The 25,434-nt window shown below is 45.4% G+C and carries 22 protein-coding genes; 7 read left to right on the top strand and 15 right to left on the bottom strand.

Features of this window, described 5'->3' with window-relative positions; all coding sequences use genetic code 11:
* Positions 1 to 30: 30 nt before the first annotated feature.
* The 11 genes from ACSX1A_RS14645 to ACSX1A_RS14595 all read right to left on the bottom strand — a co-directional run bounded on the left by ACSX1A_RS14645 (position 31) and on the right by ACSX1A_RS14595 (position 11,988).
* A complete protein-coding gene (locus tag ACSX1A_RS14645; protein WP_439880390.1) occupies positions 31 to 1,566 on the bottom strand; it encodes a LysM peptidoglycan-binding domain-containing protein in 1,536 nt (511 codons plus the stop codon).
* Positions 1,567 to 1,572: 6 nt separating this feature from the next.
* The gene (gene gatA, locus ACSX1A_RS14640; protein WP_439880389.1) at positions 1,573 to 3,009 is read right to left on the bottom strand and encodes an Asp-tRNA(Asn)/Glu-tRNA(Gln) amidotransferase subunit GatA; all 1,437 of its coding nucleotides are present in this window, start codon (positions 3,007 to 3,009) and stop codon (positions 1,573 to 1,575) included.
* A 1-nt stretch (position 3,010) separates the two neighbouring features.
* Positions 3,011 to 3,223, bottom strand: coding sequence for a Sec-independent protein translocase subunit TatA/TatB (locus ACSX1A_RS14635; RefSeq protein ID WP_439880388.1), 213 nt, complete (start codon positions 3,221 to 3,223; stop codon positions 3,011 to 3,013).
* 29 nt (positions 3,224 to 3,252) lie between these two features.
* Positions 3,253 to 3,465, bottom strand: coding sequence for a Sec-independent protein translocase subunit TatA/TatB (locus ACSX1A_RS14630; RefSeq protein WP_439880387.1), 213 nt, complete (start codon positions 3,463 to 3,465; stop codon positions 3,253 to 3,255).
* An 808-nt stretch (positions 3,466 to 4,273) separates the two neighbouring features.
* Positions 4,274 to 5,509, bottom strand: coding sequence for a murein hydrolase activator EnvC family protein (locus ACSX1A_RS14625; RefSeq protein ID WP_439880386.1), 1,236 nt, complete (start codon positions 5,507 to 5,509; stop codon positions 4,274 to 4,276).
* A gap of 75 nt (positions 5,510 to 5,584) precedes the next feature.
* Positions 5,585 to 6,337 (bottom strand): DUF4292 domain-containing protein, encoded by a 753-nt coding sequence (locus ACSX1A_RS14620; protein ID WP_439880385.1) that lies wholly within the window; start codon positions 6,335 to 6,337, stop codon positions 5,585 to 5,587.
* The gene (locus tag ACSX1A_RS14615) at positions 6,330 to 8,054 is read right to left on the bottom strand and encodes a tetratricopeptide repeat protein (protein WP_439880384.1); all 1,725 of its coding nucleotides are present in this window, start codon (positions 8,052 to 8,054) and stop codon (positions 6,330 to 6,332) included. Before ACSX1A_RS14615 ends, ACSX1A_RS14620 begins: the two co-directional genes overlap by 8 nt.
* A 45-nt stretch (positions 8,055 to 8,099) precedes the next feature.
* Positions 8,100 to 9,107: a sugar phosphate nucleotidyltransferase gene (locus ACSX1A_RS14610; protein WP_439880383.1), complete on the bottom strand. Its 1,008-nt coding sequence runs from the start codon at positions 9,105 to 9,107 to the stop codon at positions 8,100 to 8,102.
* A gap of 110 nt (positions 9,108 to 9,217) precedes the next feature.
* Positions 9,218 to 9,667, bottom strand: a complete 450-nt coding sequence (gene dut / locus ACSX1A_RS14605) for a dUTP diphosphatase (RefSeq protein WP_439880382.1) — start codon at positions 9,665 to 9,667, stop codon at positions 9,218 to 9,220.
* Positions 9,668 to 9,683: 16 nt separating this feature from the next.
* Entirely contained in the window at positions 9,684 to 11,177 is a 1,494-nt protein-coding gene (locus ACSX1A_RS14600; RefSeq protein WP_439880381.1) for an oligosaccharide flippase family protein, read from the bottom strand.
* A gap of 28 nt (positions 11,178 to 11,205) precedes the next feature.
* Complete coding sequence (locus ACSX1A_RS14595; RefSeq protein ID WP_439880380.1) at positions 11,206 to 11,988, bottom strand: enoyl-CoA hydratase/isomerase family protein; 783 nt, start codon at positions 11,986 to 11,988, stop codon at positions 11,206 to 11,208.
* Positions 11,989 to 12,165: 177 nt separating this feature from the next.
* Here ACSX1A_RS14595 and mscL point away from each other — a divergent pair, with 177 nt between their 5' ends.
* The 3 genes from mscL to ACSX1A_RS14580 all read left to right on the top strand — a co-directional run bounded on the left by mscL (position 12,166) and on the right by ACSX1A_RS14580 (position 14,076).
* Complete coding sequence (gene mscL, locus ACSX1A_RS14590) at positions 12,166 to 12,609, top strand: large-conductance mechanosensitive channel protein MscL (RefSeq protein ID WP_439880379.1); 444 nt, start codon at positions 12,166 to 12,168, stop codon at positions 12,607 to 12,609.
* Between the two features lie 68 nt (positions 12,610 to 12,677).
* The gene (locus ACSX1A_RS14585) at positions 12,678 to 13,631 is read left to right on the top strand and encodes a DUF3078 domain-containing protein (protein WP_439880378.1); all 954 of its coding nucleotides are present in this window, start codon (positions 12,678 to 12,680) and stop codon (positions 13,629 to 13,631) included.
* A gap of 91 nt (positions 13,632 to 13,722) precedes the next feature.
* On the top strand, positions 13,723 to 14,076 hold the full coding sequence (locus tag ACSX1A_RS14580; protein WP_439880377.1) for a hypothetical protein: 354 nt from the start codon (positions 13,723 to 13,725) through the stop codon (positions 14,074 to 14,076).
* Between the two features lie 103 nt (positions 14,077 to 14,179).
* On the opposite strand, the gene infB is transcribed toward ACSX1A_RS14580, so the two are convergent.
* From infB to rimP, 3 genes are all read right to left on the bottom strand, one after another.
* Positions 14,180 to 17,263, bottom strand: a complete 3,084-nt coding sequence (infB, locus tag ACSX1A_RS14575) for a translation initiation factor IF-2 (protein WP_439880376.1) — start codon at positions 17,261 to 17,263, stop codon at positions 14,180 to 14,182.
* A gap of 120 nt (positions 17,264 to 17,383) precedes the next feature.
* The gene (gene nusA, locus ACSX1A_RS14570; protein WP_439880375.1) at positions 17,384 to 18,640 is read right to left on the bottom strand and encodes a transcription termination factor NusA; all 1,257 of its coding nucleotides are present in this window, start codon (positions 18,638 to 18,640) and stop codon (positions 17,384 to 17,386) included.
* A 7-nt stretch (positions 18,641 to 18,647) separates the two neighbouring features.
* Positions 18,648 to 19,121, bottom strand: a complete 474-nt coding sequence (rimP, locus tag ACSX1A_RS14565; RefSeq protein WP_439880374.1) for a ribosome maturation factor RimP — start codon at positions 19,119 to 19,121, stop codon at positions 18,648 to 18,650.
* Positions 19,122 to 19,509: 388 nt separating this feature from the next.
* On the opposite strand from rimP, the gene ACSX1A_RS14560 reads away from it, so the two are divergent.
* From ACSX1A_RS14560 to ACSX1A_RS14550, 3 genes are all read left to right on the top strand, one after another.
* Complete coding sequence (locus ACSX1A_RS14560) at positions 19,510 to 20,580, top strand: endonuclease/exonuclease/phosphatase family protein (RefSeq protein WP_439880373.1); 1,071 nt, start codon at positions 19,510 to 19,512, stop codon at positions 20,578 to 20,580.
* Positions 20,581 to 20,686: 106 nt separating this feature from the next.
* On the top strand, positions 20,687 to 22,183 hold the full coding sequence (gene cysS, locus ACSX1A_RS14555; protein WP_439880372.1) for a cysteine--tRNA ligase: 1,497 nt from the start codon (positions 20,687 to 20,689) through the stop codon (positions 22,181 to 22,183).
* A gap of 1 nt (position 22,184) precedes the next feature.
* Positions 22,185 to 23,183: a M28 family peptidase gene (locus ACSX1A_RS14550; RefSeq protein ID WP_439880371.1), complete on the top strand. Its 999-nt coding sequence runs from the start codon at positions 22,185 to 22,187 to the stop codon at positions 23,181 to 23,183.
* A gap of 85 nt (positions 23,184 to 23,268) precedes the next feature.
* Here ACSX1A_RS14550 and ACSX1A_RS14545 read toward each other — a convergent pair whose 3' ends face one another.
* Positions 23,269 to 23,907, bottom strand: coding sequence for a hypothetical protein (locus ACSX1A_RS14545; protein ID WP_439880370.1), 639 nt, complete (start codon positions 23,905 to 23,907; stop codon positions 23,269 to 23,271).
* Between the two features lie 215 nt (positions 23,908 to 24,122).
* On the opposite strand from ACSX1A_RS14545, the gene ACSX1A_RS14540 reads away from it, so the two are divergent.
* Positions 24,123 to 25,427, top strand: a complete 1,305-nt coding sequence (locus tag ACSX1A_RS14540; RefSeq protein WP_439880369.1) for an amidohydrolase family protein — start codon at positions 24,123 to 24,125, stop codon at positions 25,425 to 25,427.
* The last annotated feature ends 7 nt before the right edge of the window (positions 25,428 to 25,434 follow it).

Raw genomic sequence — 25,434 nt, 5'->3', positions numbered from 1 at the left:
TTATTTTAGGACGGGTCAGTATGCCAGACCTTAGCTAAGAATAAGTTTTTGCCCTGGCTTGATTTCGTTTGTTCTTAGTTTATTTAGTTTCTTGATCTGCTCAACGGTTATACCATTGTAACGCTGCGATATATTCCACAAAGTATCTCCTGGCTGAACATGGTAGATCAACTGTTCAGGCTGTACTATTTTATTTGAAGCGGCTTTAGTAGCTGTTTTCTTAGAGGGCTCTGTTTCCTGGTTAGAAGCTAACAAGGCTGTTGTCTGTTTACCGCTTGGTTGCATTATAACCAAATGCTGATCATACTTGATCTTACTTGCTTTAAGGTCATTCCACTCTTTTATTTGCTCGATAGTTACGTTGTGTTTATTGGCAATGGATGTAAGGTTGTCTCCACGTTGTACCTTGTAAACTATCTTTTCAGAGATGTTGGTATCAGGAGCGGGTGTTTTGACCTGCTCAGGCTCTTTTTCCGATTTAGCTGCTGCCAACAGCACTTGCGTCTTTGCTGGTTCAGGTTCAGGAAGAGGGGCAGCAACAGGGGCTGCTGCTAAAAGAATACACTCTTTATCGTTTGAGGAAGCAAGCAAAGCTGCACGCTGGGCAGGTATGCGAAGCTTATAATTGCGCATGTGCTCCGGTATCTCCCTTTTTTGTAGTTCGGGGTTCAAGGCCATCAACTCTTCCGGCGTTATATGGAGTTCCTGTGCCAGCTTATCCAGGTCTACTGCTTTCGTTACTTCCAGGTGCGCAACTTTAGGTTCGTAGAGAATAGAGTCGGAGAAAATGTTATGCTCTGTGGCATAATTCATAGCATAGATCACGGCTGTCATGTTTGGTACATAACTGCGCGTCTCACGCGGCAGGTATGGGAAAATTTCCCAAAAAGTCTTCTGTCCACCACCGGCTTTCCGGATAGCTTTGTTAACGTTGCCCGGCCCGCAATTGTAGGCTGCCATTGCAAGTTCCCAATCTCCATAGGTATTGTGTAAACGGCGCAGAAAACGTAGGGCAGCATCAGTGGACTTCTCAGGGTCCATGCGCTCATCAACATACTGGTTCTGCTCCAGCCCATACTCTTTACCTGTGGATTTTATGAATTGCCACAAGCCTACCGCAGCTGCAGGTGATTTAGCCGTTGGCTTTAAACCAGACTCTACAACAGCAAGGTACTTTAGCTCCTGGGGCATGTTGTATTTCTGCAGGTATTTCTCGAATAGCGGGAAGTATACATTTTGCCTTGAGAGCACCATGCGCGTATACTTCCTGTTCCGGATCGTGAAATAATCAATGTGACTCCTCACAAAGTTGTTGAACACCAGGGGGATCTCCGACTCAATACAGCTTAGCCTATCCTGAATAACCTCATTAGGTTCGTTGGGGATATATTCAACAAGGAGGGCCAACTCGTCAGGAGAAAGTACTATGGTGTCGAGTCGGGCCTTGAGTGTGTCTTCTGCAATAGGCTTGTCAGAAAAATGGCTATAGCCGGTTGCTTGAGCACATATGGCCCCAAAGCTACCGGCTATAGCCGCCAACACTGCAATGAGTTTGGTGTAAGTCATGTCACTTTATACTTCAACGGTTATCTTATCCAAGATGTAATTTGAGAATGCAAGCAAAGCTGCTTCCTCAAATGAGCGGGTCATTAGCTGCAACCCGATGGAAAGGCCGTTGGCATCCCGAGCAACCGGAATAGATATCGCCGGTACACCCGCAAGCGAGGCCTGAACTGTAAAGATATCGGCCAAATACATAGCCAACGGATTTGCTGTATTTTCTCCTATCTTAAATGCTGTAGTAGGAGCAGTAGGCAAGATAAGAAAATCATATTGTTGAAGCAATTCGTCCGTCTTCTCTTTTATCAGTCGTCTCACTTTCTGAGCCTTAGTGTAATAAGCATCATAATAGTCGGCGCTTAATACAAAGGTGCCAAGCATAATACGACGCTGTACTTCAAGCCCAAAGCCCTCGGCTCTTGTCTTTTTATACAACGATGTAAGGTCAGTGGCATTGTCTGAGCGGAAGCCATATTTTACCCCGTCATAGCGGCCCAGGTTAGAACTTGCTTCTGCCGTTGTCAGGATATAATAAGTAGGAACAATGAAATCCAGGTATGGGAACTCCACTGCCTCTACCTGATGTCCGGCATCTTTAAGCAAATCCTTTACACCCAGTATGGCGTCTTTTACTTCTGTATCTAAGCCTTCGCTTTCGAAACAGTCGCGGATGTAACCTATTTTATACTTTTTCTCAGTTTGTAATAACTCACTATAAGCTGGCACTTCACGCTGGCTCACGGTGCTGTCATACTCATCTTTACCAGCCATCACTTCCAGTAAAAGAGCTGCGTCGGCAACACTTTTGGTCATGATACCTATTTGGTCAAAAGAAGACGCATAAGCAATTAACCCGTAGCGCGAGATACGTGAATAGGTAGGCTTTAAGCCTACAATTCCACAAAAGGAAGCCGGCTGCCGTACGGAACCACCTGTGTCAGAACCAATGGAGGCTAAACACAGGTCAGCTTGTACTGCTACTGCCGAACCGCCTGAAGAACCTCCTGGCACACGACTGTGATCGTCAGCGTTGCGCACGGGGCCAAACGAAGAGTTTTCGTTAGATGCCCCCATGGCAAACTCGTCGCAGTTCTGCCGGCCTATGATGATCGCATCTTCAGCCAAAAGGCGCTGAACAGCCGTAGCTGTGTACAACGACTTAAAGCCATTCAGTATCTGACTGGATGCCTGCAGGCTGTGTCCTTCAAAAGCAAGTACATCTTTGATGCCGATCACCATGCCAGCCAGCTTACCGGCTGTGCCATTTGCGATCTTATGATCTACAATGTCAGCCTGCGTGAACGCTTCTTGTTCAAACACTTCTAAAAAAGCGTTCAGCTCGGCTTGTTCCTGAATATTGTGGATATAGTGCTCTACCAGTTTGCGGCACGTAAGTTGGGCGGTGGTAATAGCAGTGCGGATGTCGTTTAGCGAATTATACTGTTTCAATCTAGTTTGACTTCTTGTCGTCTTCGATAGAACGTTCTAGTTCATTTTTAATTTCGTTCGTGGCATCTTTAAATTCCCTGATACCGCGACCAAAGGATCGGGCAATACCAGGAATTCTGTCTGCCCCGAACAATAAAAGGACTGCTGTTAAAATAACCAGCATCTCTCCGCCCCCCAGGTCTCCCAGGAAGAGGAAAATTGTACCAAAGTACATAACCTTATAATACGCTTAGGAAATAAGAATTACTTTGAGTGAGTGTCGTCTTTAACAGAAGACTCGATCTCATTCTTTACTTCTTTGGTGGCATCTTTAAACTCTCTGATACCGCGACCAAGGCCTTTTGCTAGTTCCGGGATACGCTTAGCGCCGAAAAGTAATAAGATGGCAAAAAGGATAAGTAGAACCTCTGTGCCTCCAAGGCCACCAAGAAACAAGAAAATGTTAGTTAAAACCATGTTCTTAAATTTTAAAATGTATGCTACAAAATTAGAGTTTATATTTTAATTAAACCCACAACAACACAGATAAGTTTAATATGTGTCTAATGTTGGTTAGATAGTTACGAAGCCACTACCGTTCCAGATTTCTTTTGGTAATTATACTTTCCGTTTTAAAAGTTACCAATGGCTGTTGTTCTCGTAAACAAAAGTTATATAGTAATGCAACAGGAACATGTATATAGAGTTGCTGTTTTTCAAATTGGGATTATTGGATTAAAACGAATCCAATTTTGGGAAAAATAAAAACTTGCAAACTTGATTGTGCTTTGTGAATCAGTTGGTTATAATTTTTTGTGTTTTTGGCACCAAACTTGACTATGTAAAAATGCAAAGGCAGACAGCAGCAGTAATTAATTACTGAATTGAGTCTCAAACATAGCGGAAACGCCGCTTTTTATCAACCTTTGACGCAACCTTATTGTGGAAACCCGCATCTTTAAATAAAAGCAGGTTAGCGATGCAACAAAATTTATAAATAGTAGTATAGCTATCTATTATTTGTGATAAGTGTACATATGTTAATTGTTTGTACATTTAAAAATAAGGTTGTACATTGATTAAAGATTATAACGGCAGCGTAAACTGGAAACCAGACCGGCTGCTTTCATATAAAATATTAAGTTTGTTTTCATAGCTTGGAAAGGCACCCTGCACTGTAGGGTGTTTTTTTGTTTTAGAGCTATTTTAAAAGATATATGCTAATAAAAAAGGCCACCAGAACTCGCTTCTGGTGGCCTTTTTTATAGTGTAACAAAATCAAGTCTTACTTCCTTTTCAACCAGGTTTCAGGATTCATGTTTGAGCTGTTTTTCCAAATTTGGAACTGGAGTTCAGTTGTGCCATCTGTGTCAGTATAAATGGTACCAATAGGTTCATTTACCTTCACTGTTTGTCCTGTGGTTACGCTCACAGATTTTAACTTGGCATACACCGTAAAATATTCTCCATGTTGTACCATCACGATGTTGTTCATGCCCGGTACGCTGGCTACCGTTAATACTTTTCCTTCAAATATCGCCCTGGCAGTTGCGCCTGCAGCAGTTTGGATATCAATACCACGGTTTTCTACAATTACACCCTTTAACACAGGGTGATTATGGCGGCCAAACTTCTGAGAGATAAATCCTCGTTCAACCGGCCATGCAAAACGACCCTTGTTACCGGCAAAGGAAGATGAGATGAGGGCAGCCTCCGGAGTTAAAGTCATTTTGCTCGTGCTGCCACTGGACTTTTTGCCGGCCTCCCGGGCAGCTCTTGCGGCACGGGCTATTTCTTCGCGTACGATGTCTGCAATCAGTTTATCTAGTTTCTTAACGGCTTGCTGGCGTTGGTCAACTTCCTTCTTTAAATCTGATTCCTGCTTACTAAGGCGCGAAATAACACTGTCCTGCTGTACTTTCAGGTTTTGAAGGTTGTTGCTCTCCGCCAACTGCTTGCTTAATAGATTTTCTTTCTTTTTTTTCTTGGACTCAAGCACCTGAAGCTGTCCGTTTAACACGGTTTGGACCTTGTTAATCTGCTCTACCTGTTGCTTGCGGGCTTCAGAATACTGCTGCAGGTAACGCAGGCGCATTACTAACTGGTTAAATGAGTCAGACGCGAAAAGAAACATCAGTTTGTTATAGCTGTTAGCCGTTTTAGAAGCGGCATACACCATGGTGGCATACTCGGCTTTCAGCTTTTCCAGGTCATTCTGCAGTGCACCTACTATACCCTCTGTTTGTTGTACATCAGATTCGATAAAGGTAATCTCTTTGGAAATATTTTTTATAACACCTTTCTGGACATCAATCTTTTCCTTGATAGCAGTAAGCTGACCAATAGAAGCTTCTTTCTTCTTCTTGGTTTGTTGCAAGATCTGGTTTGCCTGCTTAATACGTTTAAGGTTTTCCTTTTTCTCTCTCTCCAGTTGTGCCTTTGATTTTTGTTTCTGAGCCACGGTGGCCAGAGGCAATGACAGTAGGAGCAGGAAAAAGGCGAATCTGTAAAGGGCCTTCATCAAACTATCGGTTGGTCTACACTTAGTTTACAAATATGCTAAAACTATAAATGAAGAACCAACGGACCTCCTGATTTAATTAAAAGTTAGGTGCTTATAATCGGAAGGTACAGTGAAAGGAAACTGCAATTCCTCATCCGTAACGGATACGCGGGTGTGCTTTAGTGTGAAATCTGTAACCTCGCCTTTTTGCAAAACCTGTGCAGCCATGGCATGTGCAAACGGAACAACTCCAATATCTCCGAAACTGTTATACTTTACCGTGATTGTGTTGCTCGTATTTTTGTCCTGCACGTTCAGTTGCTGGAGTTTGTTATTCTGGAGTCCGATGAAGTAATTGAAGAGGAGGTTTTCCCGGGCCTGCTGTATGTGCTGCATATTGCCCTCGTCCATCACTTTCTCGGTACCTTCTGATTGGTAGTTTCCTAAGAGTATGGCTTGCAGCACTTCGAAATCCACGTCCACGTTCAGCTTGCTTCGCAGAAAACGGTAATCAGTGGCAACATATTCTTTATGAAGCCGATTGATCATATAGACAGAGTCCTGCGTTAGCATCATGCGTGCAGCCTCGATCCCAAGGCCTGGTTGCACTGACACCCAGATTACGCTGTCCTTTTTTATGCGCAGCGAAATGCCGGATGAAAGGTTATCGTTCTTGTCGTTAAAAGTGATCTGGCCTTTAGAGCTGAGGTAGTTAAAATCCAGGTTATTTACCGTAACACGACCTACCGTGGCAGTGGCTTCAGATGCCGTAGTGGGTATAGTCTCTTTTTTGCAGCTTGCCAGCATGATCAGCGTGCAGAGGCAGAGCAAAAGGTGTTTACTCATAAAGTTTTTTGTCTTTGATTTTCCTGTCGATAAAAGCCGATGCTTCGCCCTTTAATTTGGCTTTTTGCCACTGGCTCACGGCTTCTTCTTTTTTACCTAGCTTGAACAGTACATCGCCATAATGCTCTACAATAGTAGCATCATCCGAAATGGCAACTGCCTGCTCCAGGTACTTTCGTGCTTCGGTGTATTCGCCGAGTTTGTAAAGTACCCATGCATAGGTATCCAGGTAAGTGGGGTTATTGGGATGTTGTTTTACAAGGCGCTCAGACATTTCCTTGGCCTTTGGCATGTTCTCGTTGCGCAACGACAGAAAATAGCTGTAATTATTAAGCACATGCTCATTATCTGCATCTACGGCAAGTACTGCATCATATGCCTGGTCAGATTTTGCATAATCCTTTAAAGAATTATAGCTGTCGCCGAGCTGTAAATTAAATTGAGTAACCAGTTCTGTCTCGTTGGCTGACAAGCGCTTGCCATACTCCAAAGCCTTCACAGCCTTGGCGTAGTTTTTCTCGATCATGTGACCTGTGCCGTTGTAAAACCAGAAAACTGCCTGGTTCGGGAACAGTTCCAGTGCCTGTTCTGAGTGTATCACCATAGAGTCGGCCTGAGATAGCTCTGCGTCTAACAGTACAATCTGCTGCCAGATCTTGAAGTGGGAATCATCAAGCTTAACAGCTTTTAAATAGTTGTTACGGGCTTTCTGTTTCTTACCAACTATGGTTTGCAGGTCACCGGCTACGGCGTATGCCTTAGCCTCCTCCGGGTGATTGGCGATTGTCAGATCAACAAGCTCCAGCGACACATCTTCAATTTCGGGGTTTGGCAACTGGCGAATAAAATCAACCAGAATACGCACTTTCGTATCGATATCCAGTTCGGGGCTTGAAAACGCAATTTTTACCTGCTGTTCAGCTTCCTTCATATCTCCTTTCTGGCGGCTGAGGTCAGAAAGCATCAGGTGGGCAAAGGGGTTATTCGGTTCAATGCGAAGCGCCTTTTCAATTGTAGCTATCGCCTGGTCTGTTTTCTTGGTAGCATTATACAGTTCTGCCTGTGCTAAAAAATAACGAACCTCTGCAGGGTTGGCAGCCATTAGCTTTTCACCTTCCTGTATGGCTTTGTCCATGTTTTTCTGGCGAAGGTATATCTGCTGCCGGCTTACCGACAACTGCTCCAGTTCTCCAAACTGCTTTTCAATACGCTCATACGTTTTAAGCGCATCATCATAGCGGGACTGTGATAAGTATAGGTCAGCAAGGTTGAACAGGTATTCTTCTGAACCGGGCACGTTGCGAAGCAGGTCGTTATAAGCCTGGGCAGCGGCATCATACTGTTTTTGCTCCGTGTTAAGCTGGGCTAACAGGAGGTAATAATAAGCATTTTTGGTATCCAATGACACGGCAGCCTGTGCAAAAGGCATGGCTGCTTTCGGGTCTTTAAGCACCAGGTATGTTTCGGCAAGTTTGTAATTTAAGCCGGCATTGCCGGGTGTAATTGTATAGGCTTTTTGAAAAAGCTGGAGGGCTTGTTGATAGTCCTCCAGCATAAAATATTTCATCCCATCCAGAAATAACGCCTCACTTATCTGCTGTTCCTGCTCCGTAGGCTGCTGCGTGTACTGGGTAGTAGCCGCGGCGGCCTCTTTTTGAGCTTTAGCTTTTTTCTTTGCAGATTGTGCGTTTGCTTCCCCTGCTACGAGCAAAACCATGCAGCATGCGGCTAGGAGAATATTTCTGAAAATGGTCATGGTAGTCTAATCTATAAGCGTATTGTAGTCGCCTAGGCTGAGATCAGATGGGCGGCCCTCATATACAACAAAATTGCCTAGCATTGAGTTTGCAATGTTGCCGTTTTTAAGGTTGGTGTTCTCCTGGATAATAGAGTTACTCACCACTGAATCAGATACAACAGTGCCGTTTCCGATTGAAACGTGTGGCCCGATCACTGAATTTGTAATCTGGGCATTTTCACCAATGTACACCGGAGGGATGATCACCGCATTCTCAAGCTTTGCCGACGAGGCAACTAAGCCTTCCTCATTCTTTATATACTCTAAATAGCGTTGATTAGTATAAACAGTTGCGTTTTTATTTCCGCAGTCTAGCCATTCTGAGATCACGGCAGGAATAAATTTCGTGCCTTTGTTCTTCATGTTCTCCAGCGCGTTGGTCAACTGGTACTCGCCTTTATCCTTTATGTCGTTATCAAGCAGGTACTGTAACTCTTCACGCAGATACGCTCCGTCACGGAAATAGTAAATGCCGATAATAGCCAGATCAGATACAAACTCCTGAGGTTTCTCTATAAAGTCAGTAATCTCGTTCTTGTCGTTTAGTTTTATAACACCGAACGGGCGCGGGTCATCTACACGTTGTACCCAGATTGTTCCATCTGCATTTGTGTCAAGCTGGAAGTCTGCCTTGAAAAGTGTGTCCGCAAAGGCAACCACTACTTTACCCTTAAGGGCATCTTTTGCACAAAGTATAGCATGAGCTGTGCCCAGTGCTTCTTCCTGGTAATGGATGCTGCCTTTGGCACCAACTTTTTCTGCAATATTGATCAGGTCTTTCTCCACTTCTTCGCCAAAGTGGCCAATAATGAATGCTACCTCTTCGATGGGTTCCTGGCAAACTTTGGCAATGTCCTCTACCAGGCGCTGCACAATTGGTTTGCCCGCGATAGGAATCAGCGGTTTTGGAACTGTTAGTGTGTGTGGGCGCATTCGCTTACCCATACCTGCCATCGGTATGATTATCCTCATAGCTAATTTTTTAATTTTAAGTTATAACTGCGGCCTTTACCACAGTTGTATCAAGTATTTAATTCCTTGTTGATCTAAGGGAGAGCAGTTTTTAAAACTGAACGTCAAGCTTATTTAGTGCCTGTGCTTCCATAGCCTCCTGCACCACGATCGGTATCTGACAACATTTGTGCTTCTGCCCATTCGATGCGCTCATACTTAGCAACCACCATTTGTGCAATCCGTTCCCCATCTTCAACCACAAAATCCTGGTCAGATAAGTTAACAAGCAGCACTTTAATCTCTCCACGGTAATCGGCATCTATCGTGCCCGGACTATTTACAATGGAAATGCCATGCTTATAAGCCAGCCCGCTACGCGGACGAATCTGTGCCTCATGTCCTTCAGGCAGCTCAATGAACAGGCCGGTAGGTAACAAAGCACGCTGTAAGGGTTTAAGTGTAACAGGTACCTCCAGATTTGCCCTTAGGTCCATGCCGGCGGCCTGCAAGGTCTGGTAAGATGGAAGCGCGTGTTTAGATTGGTTAATGACGTTAACCACTGCATTCTTGTTGTTCATCTTCTGTAAATAAAGATTAAAATTTAAGGAAGCGCGGGCGTTCTTTCAGCCAGATCACAACCGGGAAAGTAGCGGTTACTGCCAAATGAAACGCATGACGCAGCCAGAAGTTAGGAATTTCTATGCCTAATGCCAACCATACAAGCGCAATTGCTAAAAGTATATAGCCTATAATGGTTTTAACAGGGTATGGGATAGGGTAATGATGGTTTCCTAAAAGATAGCTTACCAGGGCCATGCTGAAGTAACAGATAAAAGTGGCAATGGCAGAGCCCATGTATCCGAGCACAGGTATAAGCAGCAGGTTAAAAACAATAGTGACAGCTGCACCGCCAAAGCTGATGTAAGTCCCGAATTTCGTTTTGTCCGTTAACTTAAACCATACTGATAGGTTGTAGTAAACCCCCAGGAATAAATTTGCCAGTAGCAGCACAGGTACAACCAGAATACCGGTTCTATAAGACTCGCTACGCAACAGATGGGCAAAGTCTTCGAGGTTAACAGATATGAAAACAAATATAAGGGCACATGCAAGCACAAACCATTTCATTACCATCGCAAAGGTGTTTGGAGAGTTCTTGTCCTCCGCCTGTGAGAAAAAGAATGGCTCTGCCGCGTACCTGAAAGCCTGTATTGCCAGCGTCATAAATATGGAAAGTTTATAGCAGGCACTGTAAATTCCAACGGCCGCCATGTTACTCATACCCGGGTAGAAATTTTCAGGTAGCCACTCCTCCAGCAGGATCCTGTCTATCACCTCGTTTACCATGCCTGCCAACCCCATAAACAGCAGGGGGTAAGCATACACCAGCATTGGCCGTAACAGCTCTTTGTTCAACTCAAACCGGAAAAGCGAAAACTCTTTCCAGAGCATTGGTATCAGCATGCCATTGGCTATTAAATTTATCAGGAAGATATAACCAATACCAAATGCAGGATTATAGACCCGGGTGACCAATGGTCTTAGGCTTTGCAGGTATTCGCCCTGGTAAATATCACGGCAAAGCACCAGGAAGAACATATTAGCCCCCACCGTAAGAAGTATGTTGGCAAGTTTGACGGATGCGAACTTGACCGCTTTGTTCTGAAGCCTGAGCCAGGCAAAAGGGATAGAGACTATGGCATCAACGGCAAGTATGATCGCCAGCCATATTATATACTTTTGCTGCTCCGGATAACCAATGTAGTCTGCTATTGCCCCTGATGCGAGTATGATGATGCCAGAAAACAATATGCTGCTGCACAGAATGATGCTTAGCACTTCGTTGTACAGCTTCTTCTGGTCTGCCCCGGTTTTGTTGGCAAACCTGAAAAAGGCTGTCTCCATTCCGTAGGTGTACAGGATGTTGAAGAAAGCCACAAAGGCATACAGGTACGAAACCACACCGTATTCCTCCGGAAGGAACACGGCGGTATAAATAGGGACAAGCAGGTAGTTAAGGGCTCTGCCAACAATACTGCTTAAACCATAGGCAGCAGTCTGCCCGACCAATTTCTTGGCTATACTCATAGGTTTTGAGGGTCGGGTGGGGAGAAAATCAGATACCTTTAAAGGCTGGCTTGCGCTTCTCAAGAAACGCGTTGGTTCCTTCTACAAAGTCTTCTGACGTGCAGCAGCGGGCAAAAGAGTTAGCTTCTGTCTGGTAACCATTCTCGTCTTTATTAAAAACAGCGTTTACACACTCTATTACCAAACCAATGGCTAAAGGTGCCTTCGTCATGATTTTTTCCATCAACTCCATGCATTTCGGCATCAGGTCTTCCTGTGGCACCACATGGTTCACCAGCCCTAAAGCGCGGGCCTCTTCAGCCGAGATCATGTCTCCGGTCATCATCAGTTCCATGGCTTTTCCTTTGCCAATTAACTGCGTCATGCGCTGTGTGCCACCATAGCCTGGAATTACACCGAGGTTAACTTCGGGCTGTCCGAAGCGGGCGTTGTCGCTGGCTACACGCATGTGGCAGGCCATTGCCAGTTCACAGCCACCGCCAAGCGCAAAGCCATTTACGGCAGCTAGAACAGGTTTATTACAACGCTCGATCATGGCAAATACTTCCTGGCCCCGTTCAGCAAAACTACGGGCGTTTACTTCACTCAGCTCAGCTATCTCAGAAATGTCAGCGCCGGCTACAAACGCTTTCGGGCCTGCCCCCGTAAAAATGGCACCTTTTACATCGGCATCATCATATACTTGCTGGATAGCGTTTTTTATTTCCCTGATTGTGTCGATATTTAAAGCATTAAGCTTATCAGCTCTGTTTATCGTGATGGTCAGGATACCATTATTTAATTCAAGCAACAGGTTCTCGTATGCAGCCATATTTATTTAGCTCTTTTTGTTTTCTTGATTTCTGTCACAAATATAGTGATTTCATTAAATCCTTTAGCAGCAATTTAGTAAGGCACCGGAAGCACAAGGTGTGGGGAACTGCGATAGCCACCTCTCTAAAACAGATAACGTTAGTTTTGTGTTATGTTTCACTTTTAAATAATTTATATGAGTTTATTTTCTGAGTTCAAAAAATTTGCTGTGAAGGGCAACGTAATCGACCTGGCAGTTGGTGTCGTTATCGGAGCAGCCTTTAGTGGAGTAACGAACTCATTAGTAAAAGATGTAATTATGCCTCCGTTGGGCCTGCTGGTAAGTAATGTTGACTTTACCAAGCTAAAAATAGTGCTCAGGGAAGCAGTAGAAGTAAATGGAGAGGTAATTACTGAGCCAGTCGCCATTAGTTATGGTAATTTTATACAGGCTTTATTTAATTTCCTGATAATTGCCTTCGCTATTTTCCTTTTGGTGCGCACCATAAACCGCATGCGCGAAAAAGAAGCTGCTAAGCCAGCCCCTCCTATAAATAAACAGGAAGTTCTTTTGGCAGAGATCCGTGATCTTCTGAAGAATAAGGACGATGCCGCTTCCCCAGAGAACAAGGTTGTTTAATTTCCGTTTCCTTACTTTTTAGAGTTTGCACAGTCGTTACTGTGTAATGTATTTATCATTTCAATTTCATGAATTACCTTACGAAAACACTTTTACCACTTCCATTTATTTTTTTACTAGTTTTTTCTTCGACTGCCTTTGCTCAGACTGACCAGGTACCCGACACCACCAGCGTTTGGGATTTCGGTGGAATAGGAACAGTTAATTTTAGTCAGGTTAGCCTCAGCAACTGGGCCGCAGGTGGTCAGAATACAGTGTCGGTGCTGGGTGTGGCAGGTTTGTTTGCAAATTATAAGCATGGCGATAACACCTGGAATAATTCCCTTGATCTTACATATGGACTGGTAAAGCTTGAGAACCAGCGTGTACAGAAAAGTGATGACAAGCTGGAGCTAAATCTGAAGTATGGCCATCGTGCTTCAGAAAAATGGTTCTATTCGGCCCAGTTGAACCTCAAAACACAACTTACGCCTACTTATACTGCCTCCCGCGACACACTCATTTCCAGTTTCTTTTCGCCTGCTTTTGTACTGGCCTCCCTTGGTATGGACTACAAGCCCAATAAAAAGCTGTCTGTATTCATCTCTCCAGTTACAGGTAAATTTACCTTTGTGCAGGATCAGACTTTGGCTGACCGGGGCTCCTTTGGTGTTGAGCCAGCCAGCACAGATATTGAGGGTAATATAATCCCCGGCACCGGAGAACATTTCAGGAAAGAGTTTGGTGGCTATATCAACGTTCGTTACAAAGAAGAAATCCTGCAGAACATCACTTTGCAATCTAAGCTGGATCTTTTCTCGAATTATCTGCGGAAGCCTGGTAATGTGGACGTTAATTGGGAAAATCAGTTAAACTTTAAAGTAAACAAGCTTATTTCAGCTGGCTTGTTTCTGCACATGATCTACGATGACGATATCAATGTGCCTATTGATACAAACGATGACAACAAGATCGATGCAAAAGGGCCGCGGTTACAGTTAAAGGAAACCCTGGGCATAGGTATTTCTTATAGTTTTAAATAGCTGAACTTTTAATGTTTTATTAAGTGTTTTGGGAAAAATGTATACTTTACGTGCTTTCTTCGTTGTAAAGTATGAACACAAACAAGTTAATATGAAAAAAGTATTCTTACTGGTACTGTGTCTGGGTTGTTTCTTTGCTTTTTCTGAAGCCAATGCACAGTCTACTTCTAAAAGTAGCAAATCGAAGGATGAATATTGGGGAACTGCCAAAGTTGAGGATAAAGGGAGCACAGTAGATGCTGTAGGCAAACGAGGCGAAGGCCTCGACAAGCGGTTTAATACGTATGAAGAAACCTCTAACCGTAAAAGAAGCTACGATAAGCTCAGGATAAAAAACAGTAAGAGAATGAAGGAGATCCTTAAAAAGGAGAAGGAGATGATGAAAAAGCATGAGCGTGATAAGAAGAAGCTCGAGCGCAAAAATAGAAAAAGACGAAGCCAGTAACTTACTGTATCTTTAGCAAAGGCAACAATTAACTGGTAATGATAATAAAACAGAAAGCCCCGGCCACTTACGTAGCCGGGGCTTTCTGTTTTATTTAGTTTTGTTAAAGCTTGCGCTTTATTTCTTTCTCTTCGTAAGCCTCAATAATATCGCCTACCTGAATGTCATTATAGTTCTTAAGGCTGATACCGCACTCATACCCTTGTCTCACTTCCGATACATCATCTTTGAAGCGCTTAAGAGCTAATATCTCACCGTCCAGAACCACAATACCATCTCGTACTAAACGTACTTTCGAGTTTCTGTGGATCGAACCATCTGTTACCATACAACCAGCGATTGTACCAACTTTTGTGATCTTGAACACGTCACGAACCTCTGCATTACCCACAATCTCTTCTTTCAGAGTTGGAGCAAGCATACCTTCCATGGCATCTTTCACCTCGTTGATCGCATCGTAGATGATAGAGTAAAGGCGCACATCAATTTGCTCCTGCTCCGCCAGTTTGCGTGCATTCTGAGAAGGACGAACCTGGAAACCAATGATGATGGCATCTGAAGCAGACGCTAACAATACATCTGATTCTGAAATGGCACCTACTCCTTTGTTGATGATGCTTACCTGAACCTCAGGAGTAGACAGCTTCAATAATGAATCCGATAAGGCTTCCACTGAACCATCCACGTCACCTTTCACGATCACGTTAAGCTCCTTAAATGTACCGATTGCCAAACGACGTCCGATCTCATCCAGGGTAATGTGCTTACGGGTACGTAAACTCTGCTCACGCTGCATTTGCGAACGGTTAGAAGCAATTTCACGAGCCTCGCGCTCAGATTCCATTACAACAAACTTATCACCAGCCTGTGGCGCGCCATCTAAACCAAGTAGCTGTACCGGTGTGGATGGACCCGCTTCTTTCATCTTCCTTCCACGGTGGTCAGTCATGGCTTTTACTCTACCGAAGTGCGAGCCTGCCAAAACGATATCTCCAATGTGCAGTGTACCTGTCTGTACCAGCATAGTAGCAACGTAACCACGGCCCTTGTCCAGGGAGGCTTCGATAACAGTACCTATTGCCTGACGGTCAGGGTTTGCTTTAAGTTCTAGTAGTTCTGATTCAAGCAGTACCTTTTCCAAAAGGTCTTCCACACCAAGTCCTGACTTAGCAGAAACTTCCTGTGACTGGTACTTACCACCCCATTCTTCCACCAGGATATTCATCTGAGAAAGTTCATCACGGATTTTATCCGGGTTGGCTGCAGGCTTATCAACTTTGTTGATTGCAATGATAATAGGTACACCTGCTGCCTGTGCGTGGTTGATTGCCTCTTTTGTTTGAGGCATCACAGCGTCGTCTGCGGCTACTACTATAATTACAACGTCCGTTACCTTGGCACCACGGGCACGCATGGCCGTAAAGGCTTCGTGACCCGGCGTATCCAGGAAGGTAATGTTACGGCCGCTTTCAGTTTTTACTTTATAAGCACCAATGTGCTGTGTGATACCACCGGCTTCACCGGCAGTAACGTTTGCGTTACGGATGTAGTCCAGTAAGGAAGTTTTACCGTGGTCAACGTGACCCATGATCGTTACGATCGGTGCTCGCTCAGCAAGGTCTTCCTCATTTTCCTCTACTATATCCTCCAGTCCCTGCTCTTCTTCAGAAGTGATGAAGTCTACATCGTAGCCAAACTCATCCGCAATAATGGTGATGGCCTCAGCATCCAGACGCTGGTTGATGGAAACGAACATACCAAGTTGCATACACACCTTGATTACCTCGTTTACACTCACATCCATCAGGGAAGCAAGGTCGTTGGCAGATACGAATTCCGTTACACGCAGTGTCTTAGACTCTGCCTGCTCAGCCATACGACGCTCTTCTGTTGCATCTGCAATAGCCGAACGTTTCTCGCGGCGATACTTGGCACGGTTACCACCGCCTCCTTTACCACCACTAAGCTTGGCAAGCGTTGCCTTAATCTGCTCCTGGATTTCCTTATCAGTAACCTCTTTTTTCTCTGGTCTGGCAGCAGGTGCGTTGCCGCGTCCTTTTGCTGGTTTAACAGGTCGTTGGTTTCTGTCGTTCGGGCGAGCTCCTAGTTGTTGCGGAGGTCCTGGTGGTCGTTGCTGACCTGGTTGCCCCTGCTGGCCTTGCTGACCCTCAGTTGCGACCATAATGCGCTTACGCTTTTTCTTTTTGCCTCTCTTCTCATCAGAAGATGCTACCGGCTTAGATCCTTTTCTTCTGGACTCTGTAGGTAATTCGATTTTACCAAGTACAGTAAGACCCTTCAGCTGGTCGGCTTTTCCTGTAATCGTTTCTATTGGTTGTTCCTTCTCTTTATCTGCAGTTGGAGCAGCTGGTGTAGCTGGCTCTTTAGTTGCAGGTGCTTGCTCTGCAGCAGGCGGTGTTTTAGTTTCTGCTTTCACAGCAGTTGGTTTCTCTGTAACTGGCTGTTGCGGAGCCTCTGCTTTTGGCGTGGCAGGGGTCTCTTCTTTTTTCGGAGCTTCCGGTGCAGCTGGCTTTTCGGCCACTGGTTCTGTCGGTTTTTGCTCTGCAGCAGGAGCTTCTTGTTTCGGAGCTTCCTCTGCTTTTGGTGTCTCTGCTTTAGGGGCCTCCACTTTCGGAGCCTCTACTTTCGGCGTTTCAGCTTTCGGTGCTTCGGCTTTTGGAGCCTCTTCGGCTGGCTTTTCTGCAGGCTTTGGAGTTTCTTCCTGCTTAGGTGCCGGCTTTTGCGCTACCGGTCGGCCTTTTGCATCCAGTTCAATTTTGCCAAGCACTTTAATGCCTGGAAGTTTTGCCTCAACGGCAGGTGCTTCCGGCTTGGCAGGCTCGGCTGGCTTTACTTCTTCAGTGGCAGCCTTAGGCTGATGCACTGTTTTTATCTGTAGCTCTTCCTCTGGCTCGCTTGCTTTCTTAACTTCCGGCTGAGACTCTGACTCGACAACCTGATTGCTCTGCGGTTTCTTTCCGATGTTCAGCTCCTCGGCTTCTTGCTTGTCCTGCATAGAGGACGCGAATTCTTTAGCCAGCATACCGAACTGCTCCGCTGTGATTTTAGACGTAGGCTTGTTCTCCACGTCAAAACCCTTAGCAGAGAGGTAGTCTACAATGGTAGATGTACCAATGTTTAACGTAGTCGCAACTTGTTTAAGCCTCCTTGTTTTTTCTTCTGCCATGTTGTTCTAATATGCTGTCTTTTTAATTCTAATGTTAAGTATAGCTGCCTTGCCAGATAATGTATTCTGCTCTGTTAATAAATCTTTTTCAAAATTATACTAACAGAGCAGAACTAACAACTATTGATTGTCTTCTTCTTCCTCTAGCTCTTCACGAAGAACGGAAAGCACATCTTCAATCGTTTCCTCTTCCAACTCAGTGCGGCGAAGCAGATCTTCTTTACTTACTGCCAATACGCTTTTTGCTGTATCGAGGCCGATGCGCCTTAATTCTGCAATTACCCAGTCTTCGATCTCATCTGTGAATTCTTCCAGGCTGATATCTTCTTCATATGATTCAGACTCACGGAATACATCGATCTCCATATCCACCAGCTTACTGGCAAGCTTGATGTTCTGGCCTCCCTTACCAATTGCCAGTGATACCTGGTCAGGCTTCAGGAACACAGATACGCGTCCTGTTTCTTCGTCTATTTTCATGCTGCTGATCTTAGCCGGGCTAAGCGCACGCTGAATGTAAAGCTCCAGGTTATCTGTATAATTAATTACGTCAATGTTCTCGTTCTCCAGTTCACGCACAATGCTATGGATACGCGAACCCTTCATACCAACGCAGGCACCCACCGGGTCAATGCGGTCATCGAAAGATTCTACGGCTACTTTAGCGCGCTCACCTGGCTCACGAACAATTTTCTTTATAGCGATCAGGCCATCAAAGATCTCCGGCACCTCGTTTTCGAATAAACGCTCCAGGAAAGTAGGAGAGGTACGGGAAAGAATGATCTTCGGGTTACCGTTTACGATCTCCACACGCTGCACTACCGCACGAACTACATCACCTTTACGATAACGGTCTTTTGGTATCTGCTCGCCTTTCGGGATAAGCAGTTCGTTTTCTTCCTGATCAAGTAACAACACTTCACGGTTCCAAACCTGGTATACTTCACCAGAGATGATCTCACCTACCTGGTCCTTATACTTCTGGAAAAGTAATTCCTTCTCCATGTCCTTGATACGCTGGATCAGGGTCTGGCGTGCTGTCAGTACAGCGCGGCGGCCAAAGTCTTCCAGTTGGATCTCTTCAGACACTTCCTCGCCAACCTCAAAGTCAGGCTCTATTTTACGGGCCTCAGAAAGGCTGATCTTATCATAGTCCCAGATATCCTCTGAGTTGTCGTCCACGATTTCACGGTTACGCCAGATCTCAAGGTCACCTTTCTCCACGTTAAGGATGATGTCAAAGTTCTCGTCGGTACCCCACTTTTTGCGGATCATGGTGCGGAAAACATCCTCCAGGATGCGCATCATGGTCGGACGGTCAATGTTCTTGAATTTCGCAAATTCAGCGAACGACTCGATCAGGACTGAACTGTTCATTATTTTATCATTTAAAAGATATTACAACATTTGCTTTTACAATCTCCCCGAAAGGTATTTGCACAGGCTCATACGTTGCCTTTTTGCCTTTTTGTTTCTTTTCCTCCAGCAGGTTTATACCTGTTTCTGTTACTTCTTCCAGTTTGCCCACTTTTTCAGAATCGTCCTGCAGTTTTACCTTCAGGCTGCGACCAATGTTGCGTTTAAACTGCTTGGGCTGCGTAAGTGGAAAATCCACCCCTGGCGAGCTTACTTCCAGTACGTAACTCACTTCCTCGCCTTCGGCCTCCTCGATCCTTTTGTTGATGCGGCGGCTGATGGTGGCGCACTGGTCTATAGTGATTCCCTGTTCGCCGTCAGCCAGCACCACGATCTTTGGGCGCACCGCTGAAGAGGACACAGAAACATCCACTATAAACAGATCACTATCGGGGAGGCTCGCCTCCGCCATTTCTCTTATTACTGGTGCGGTAAGTGCCATAGTTACTGGTTAGGAAATAAAGAAGGGGACTTCTATGTCCCCTCACTTCATTGGATATAACGCTGCAAATTTACTACAAAAACATTATATAAACAACACAGTGTGTTTTCTATAGCTAAGTTAAATAATATTTTATACTTATTTACAAGTTAAACACACTAGTTGCGTTGCTTCAGGTGCCAAGTATAAAATAACAAAACCGGGCAAATCATAGTTCGCAAGAATCAATATGCGCTTTGTCGGGGCTGCATGCCTTTACAGCTGTTTAAAAAGATATTCTGACGAGAGGCATAGTATAGATAAAGGCATAATTTGTAAGTTTGCTTTTGTGGCGGCTACTTTTAAAAAAATAAGGAGAAGGGTTTGGCTCATTCTAAACATTGCAGTAGTGTTTTGGGTGTTGGTGGGAGTACTGTGCCTACAAGTGCCGCCGTATGAGTTCTGGCCTGCCGCTTTTATTGCATTTTCATTGCCGGGAGCTTTGGTGCTCAACTTTCTGTTTCTGCTGTACTGGGTGGTCCGCAGGTCCTGGCTCTTCGTGCTGCCCCTGTCGGTGCTGCTGCTGGGCTGGAATTATTACGAACGCCTGGTAGCAGTTAATTTTAATAAGGAGAGTGTGCCCAGTGGTAAATCGCTGCAGGTGCTCAGCTTTAATACACACGTTTTTAATGCTTATGCCGATCAGGATGGCAGTGAGGCACAGGCTTCCATGGATATGGTGGAATGGGTTGCCACGCATCCTGCAGATATCATATGCCTGCAGGAGTTCTACAGCAATCGGGGCTCCAGCACTTATAACACCATTAGCAAAATAGGTACCCGCTATAACCGGCAACGCTTTTTTTCAGTGTCTTATGTAGATAAGAACAAAGCAGATATCGGTATCGTTATCTTCTCCAAATATCCTATCGTGGATAAGGGGATCATCCGGTTTGGGGAGTCTCATAATAACCGGGGTATCTGGGCCGATGTAAATGTAGAAGGTGATACGGTAAGAGTATACACGGCACACCTACAGTCGATGAGCATCAAATCCCAGGATATTGAGAATACGTATTCTGCCATCGGCAATGAAGGCAGCTTTAAGAAGGAAAGCCGGAATCTGGCACGTCGCCTGAAGAAAGGTTTTGTTGCCCGTGGCCATCAGGTAGAGCTGTTGCTGGAGCATATAAAAGAATCTCCCTATCCCGTGATCGTTTGCGGCGACTTCAATGATATCCCTTTCAGTTATACCTACAATGAACTGGCAAAGGAGCTGGATAATGCCTTTGTGGAAGCCGGGTCTGGCGTAGGGGCAACCTACAACGGGCCACTACCATTCCTACGCATTGATAACCAGTTCTACAGTGAGTCTATGAAAGCGTTTGACTTTGAAACACACTATGAGATGGGGTTGTCTGACCATTTTCCGGTATCTGCCAAGTATGTACTGAGACCTGGCAAAGACGAAGCGCGTTAGGAGATAGTGCCTGAGATTGATAATTTTGAACCATGTTTTGTTCTGTATTTTTAGAACAGTATGGTAGAAGTGCAACACCAGCAGGTGTTTATATTTTATACGAAACATGCAACAGAAACTGAACCTGTACAATACGCTCACGCGAAAGAAAGAAGAGTTTATACCACTGCATCCTCCGTTTGTAGGCATGTACCTCTGCGGGCCAACTGTTTACGGTGAACCTCACCTTGGCCATGCCCGCAGTGCCGTTACCTTTGATGTGCTCTACCGTTACCTGAAATACATCGGTTATAAAGTGCGTTTTGTGCGCAATATTACAGATGTGGGGCACCTGGAGAATGATGCTGACGAAGGAGAGGATAAAATCCAGAAGCTGGCAAAGCTGGAGCACCTGGAGCCAATGGAAGTGGTACAACATTATACAAATGTGTATCACCAGGACCTGGATAAGCTTAACGTACTGCGGCCTGACATCGAGCCCAGGGCTTCCGGACATATCATCGAGCAGATCCAGATGGTACAGGAGATCATCGATAATGGTATGGCCTACGAGTCAAACGGTTCTGTGTATTTCGATGTGCCGGCTTATAACAAAAACCATAATTACGGTAAGCTTTCAGGGCGAGTGATAGAGGACCTGATGGCTAATACCCGCTCAACTGAGGGGCAGGGTGAAAAGCGCTCACCGCTGGATTTTGCACTCTGGAAAAAAGCTTCACCAACCCATATCATGCGCTGGCCTTCGCCGTGGAGCGATGGCTTCCCGGGCTGGCACCTGGAGTGCTCAGCCATGAGCCGCAAGTATTTAGGCACCACTTTTGATATTCACGGTGGAGGATTAGACCTGATGTTCCCGCACCATGAGTGTGAGATTGCGCAGAGCCAGGCTAGTAATAACCATACTGATGCGGCCAAGTACTGGGTTCATAATAACATGATCACAGTCAATGGGCAGAAGATGGGAAAGTCACTTGGCAATTTTATCAACCTGAGCGAACTGTTCAGCGGGAATCATAAAATGCTGGAGGAGAAGTACTCTCCAATGACGATCCGTTTCTTTATACTTCAGGCGCACTACCGCAGCACACTGGATTTTAGTAACGAAGCACTGCAGGCTGCCAGAAAAGGGTATACCAAGCTAATGAACGGGCTAAACGTTCTGAAAAAGATTTCATACCCGGAAGACCCGGCTGTAATAGAGCCCGACGGGAAGTTGAATGAGGAACTGACAAAGCTGGCAGAAGAGTGCTACCGTGGTATGAACGATGACCTGAACACGGCCAGAACCATTGCATCTCTGTTTAACCTGCTTAAGAAGATCAACGGTCTTTACCTGGGGCAGATCAAGATAGAGCAGCTTACCCGGGGTACTTTTGATACGATGCGCGAAACCTATCAGGAGCTGGTTGTGAATGTGCTTGGCCTGCAGGAAGAGCAGATCGGAGACATGGACGAAATGCTGAGCCTGGTGCTTAACTTCTATAAAGAGGCGAAAGAGGCAAAGGCTTACGATAAGGTAGATGCCATCAGGGCGGAGCTAAAAAAGCAGGGCATTGTAATAAAAGATATGAAAACCGGAATTGACTGGGCATATGAAGAGTAAAATGAACATGATAACGCTGTTGTTTGCCGGAACGCTAGCCTTATATAGCTGCGACTCTGCAGATAATGGGGGCAGGCAACAAGCACGGGTCGAAGAAAAAGAAGCACCGGTAGTGCAGGCGCCTGAGTTTAACGCTGACACTGCATATGCGCTTATTGCCAAGCAGGTAGCTTATGGTCCGAGAGTGCCTAACACACCGGCACATTATGCTACCGGTGAGTGGATCATTAAGAAGCTGCGTGAGTATGGGGCTGAAGTGGAGGTACAGAATTTCCAGATGCGCACCTATGATGGAAAAATGCTGAACCTGCGCAATATTATTGCTTCCTATAACCCCGGAGCTGCTAACCGCGTGCTGCTGGCAAGCCACTGGGATACCCGCCCCTTTGCCGATAAAGACGAGCAGGACCCTAAAACACCCTCTGACGGCGCAAATGATGGTGCCAGTGGAGTAGGTGTCATGCTCGAAATTGCCAGAACCATACATCAGGCAGAAAAAAAGCCTGGGATCGGTGTCGATATGATCTTCTTTGATGGGGAAGACTATGGTCAGCCAGACGACAGCGGCTTACCTTACCAGGATAATACCTGGTGTCTGGGGTCACAGTACTGGAGCAAGAACAAACATAACCCTAACTACCGCGCCAATTATGGTATTTTATTGGACATGGTAGGAGCAGAGGGAGCTAAGTTTGCACGCGAAGGTACCTCTATGCAGTATGCCAAGGAGATTGTCGGTAAAGTATGGAAAGCAGGTAACCGGATCGGGTATTCAGATTATTTTAAATATGTGAATGCCCCGGCCATCACGGATGATCACTCTTATGTAAACGCATGGGGGAACATCAGGATGATTGACATAATTGAGTATAACATGAACAACCCGGACGATTATTTCGGGCCGTACCATCACCGGCATTCCGACAACATGGATGTGATTAGTAAAAATACATTGAAGGCTGTTGGTCAGACATTGCTGCACGTGCTGTACAACGAGTAGGTAAATCAACTGAGTTCATAAAAAAAAGGAGTGCCGCGGCGGCACTCCTTTTTTTTATGTCTTAAATTTTACGTTTGAGGTCATTTTAGCGCAATAAATTTGCCTGGGCCAGCCTGCTGACAGTTAATTCTGCAAGGGTTTCAGATGCTTTTCTTAAGCTATTAGGGGCATACGATTGTGATTGAGCCGACCACAGCAGGTTTTCACTATTAACATCGTACAGGTTTGTTTCCAGGAAATAAATCTTGTCTTCAGTATAGTACCCGGGGTCATACAAAGTTGGATACCAGTAAGTATAATAGCCTCTGAATCTTCCGTACCACCCAAAGCGCGTAACCGGGGCATAGCCATAGGTGCCGGGCACATAACGTGTCTCTGTTTCTTCATCTATCAAAGCCACCGTCATGATCGCGTCATAACCTTCACCTTTTATCTTCTCCATCAGAAGATTAACATCCGGGCCTTCTTTACTCATCATGGTGGGCGGGAACAGGTTTATGCTTTTAATAGCCGTAACACCACGCTGTTGTAACTGCGCCTGCATATCGCTCTCTACTTTCTCCCTTGCCCGCACATTGTCTGTAAGGGCAGCCACCACTATCTTATTATAGTTTTTCTCCCCGGCATCAGGGTTTTTCCAAGTGCCCGTAATTCTGGTAGTAGGCGTGCATCCAAGCAGGCATGTACCTAACAATAAGAATAGCAGCAGGGCTGTGTGTTTCATTAGATTTGCGGCTTTTGATATATGCGTATCCATCAGGTTAATAAATAGTTGCCTCTTTATATTAACGGATTAAATGCGGTTTAGGTGTTGCGGGGCAGCCGTTACAATCACAGCTTACCAGATATAGCTGGTGAGCTCTTTTATTTAAGGGTTAAAATGGTTAAGTTGACAGACTAAACGAAACTAAACCTTATCATTCACCTTTATACTTTTTTATGAAACATAACATGCGGTTGGCGGCTGCCATGGGGCTAGCGCTGATGCTCTTTACGGCAGGTAAAGCAACAGCGCAGGAGCAGCCCCACGTTTTTAAAGGAGCTAAGATAATTCCGGTAGCAGGTGCACCTATCGAAAACGGAGTGCTGATCGTGCACAAAGGAAAAATTACAGCCATTGGTGCCGCTGATAAAGTGAAAGTACCTAAAAATGCTGTGGAGTTTGATATGACAGGCAAGGTGCTGATGCCGGGTTTAGTGGATACTCACTCCCATCTTGGCGAAGGATCTGGCGGAGATCAATCTGCGGCCATGCACCCGGATGTACGGATCATAGATGCCATCAATCCATTGAGCGATACATTTAAGAGAGCCCTGGCAGGTGGCATTACTACTGTAAACGTAATGCCCGGCTCAGGACACCTGATGAGCGGGCAGACTGTCTACCTGAAGATGCGGGAAGGAAAAACGATTGGCGACCTCGCCTTTTGCGATGATGTGACAAACGGGATCTGCGGCGGAATGAAAATGGCAAACGGCACCAATCCCATGAGGCCAACTCCTTTTCCAGGTACCCGTGCTAAGTCGGCTGCCATGGCGAGGCAGTTGTTCCTGGATGCGCAGGCATACAATAACAAGATAAAGGCTGCAAAAGGCAAAGCTGACAAGATGCCGGAGCGAAAGCCAAACCTGGAGCCACTGGTGGAAATACTTGAAGGAAAGCGTATTGTTCATTTTCATACGCACCGCTACGACGATGTGCTTACAGCGCTCAGGCTGCAAAAGGAGTTTGGCTTTAAGCTAGTACTTCACCATGTAAGCGAAGCCTGGAAAGCAGCAGATGAGATAGCCAAAGCAGGGGTGCCGGCCTCGATTATCACCTTGGATTCTCCGGGAGGGAAGGCCGAAGCCGTAGAAATTCGCAATTCTAATGGCGCCGTTCTTGAGAAAGCTGGTGTGCTTACAGCATTTCATACAGATGATGGCATAACAGATTCACGTTTGTTCATGCGCAGTGCTGCGCTGGGTGTGCGTGCAGGTATGAGCCGCGAAAAAGCACTGGAAGCGTTAACAATTTCAGGGGCCAAAATGCTGGAGCTTGATAACAGAGTAGGCTCACTTGAAAAAGGGAAGGACGCTGATTTTATCGTGCTGAACGGAGAGCCCTTCAGTGTATATACTCATGTTGAGCAGACGTGGGTAGAAGGGCAGAAGCGTTTTGATATCAGTAACCCTGATGATAAAAAGTTTGCGACCGGGGGCTACAGTGTGTACGATGGCGTGTTACATTATCATGCAGATTAACAAAGGT

The organism is Pontibacter sp. MBLB2868, assembly GCF_051904785.1.
GTDB lineage: Bacteria > Bacteroidota > Bacteroidia > Cytophagales > Hymenobacteraceae > Pontibacter.
Note: the sequence above shows the minus strand (reverse complement) of the source record. Positions and strands in the feature narration are given on the sequence as shown.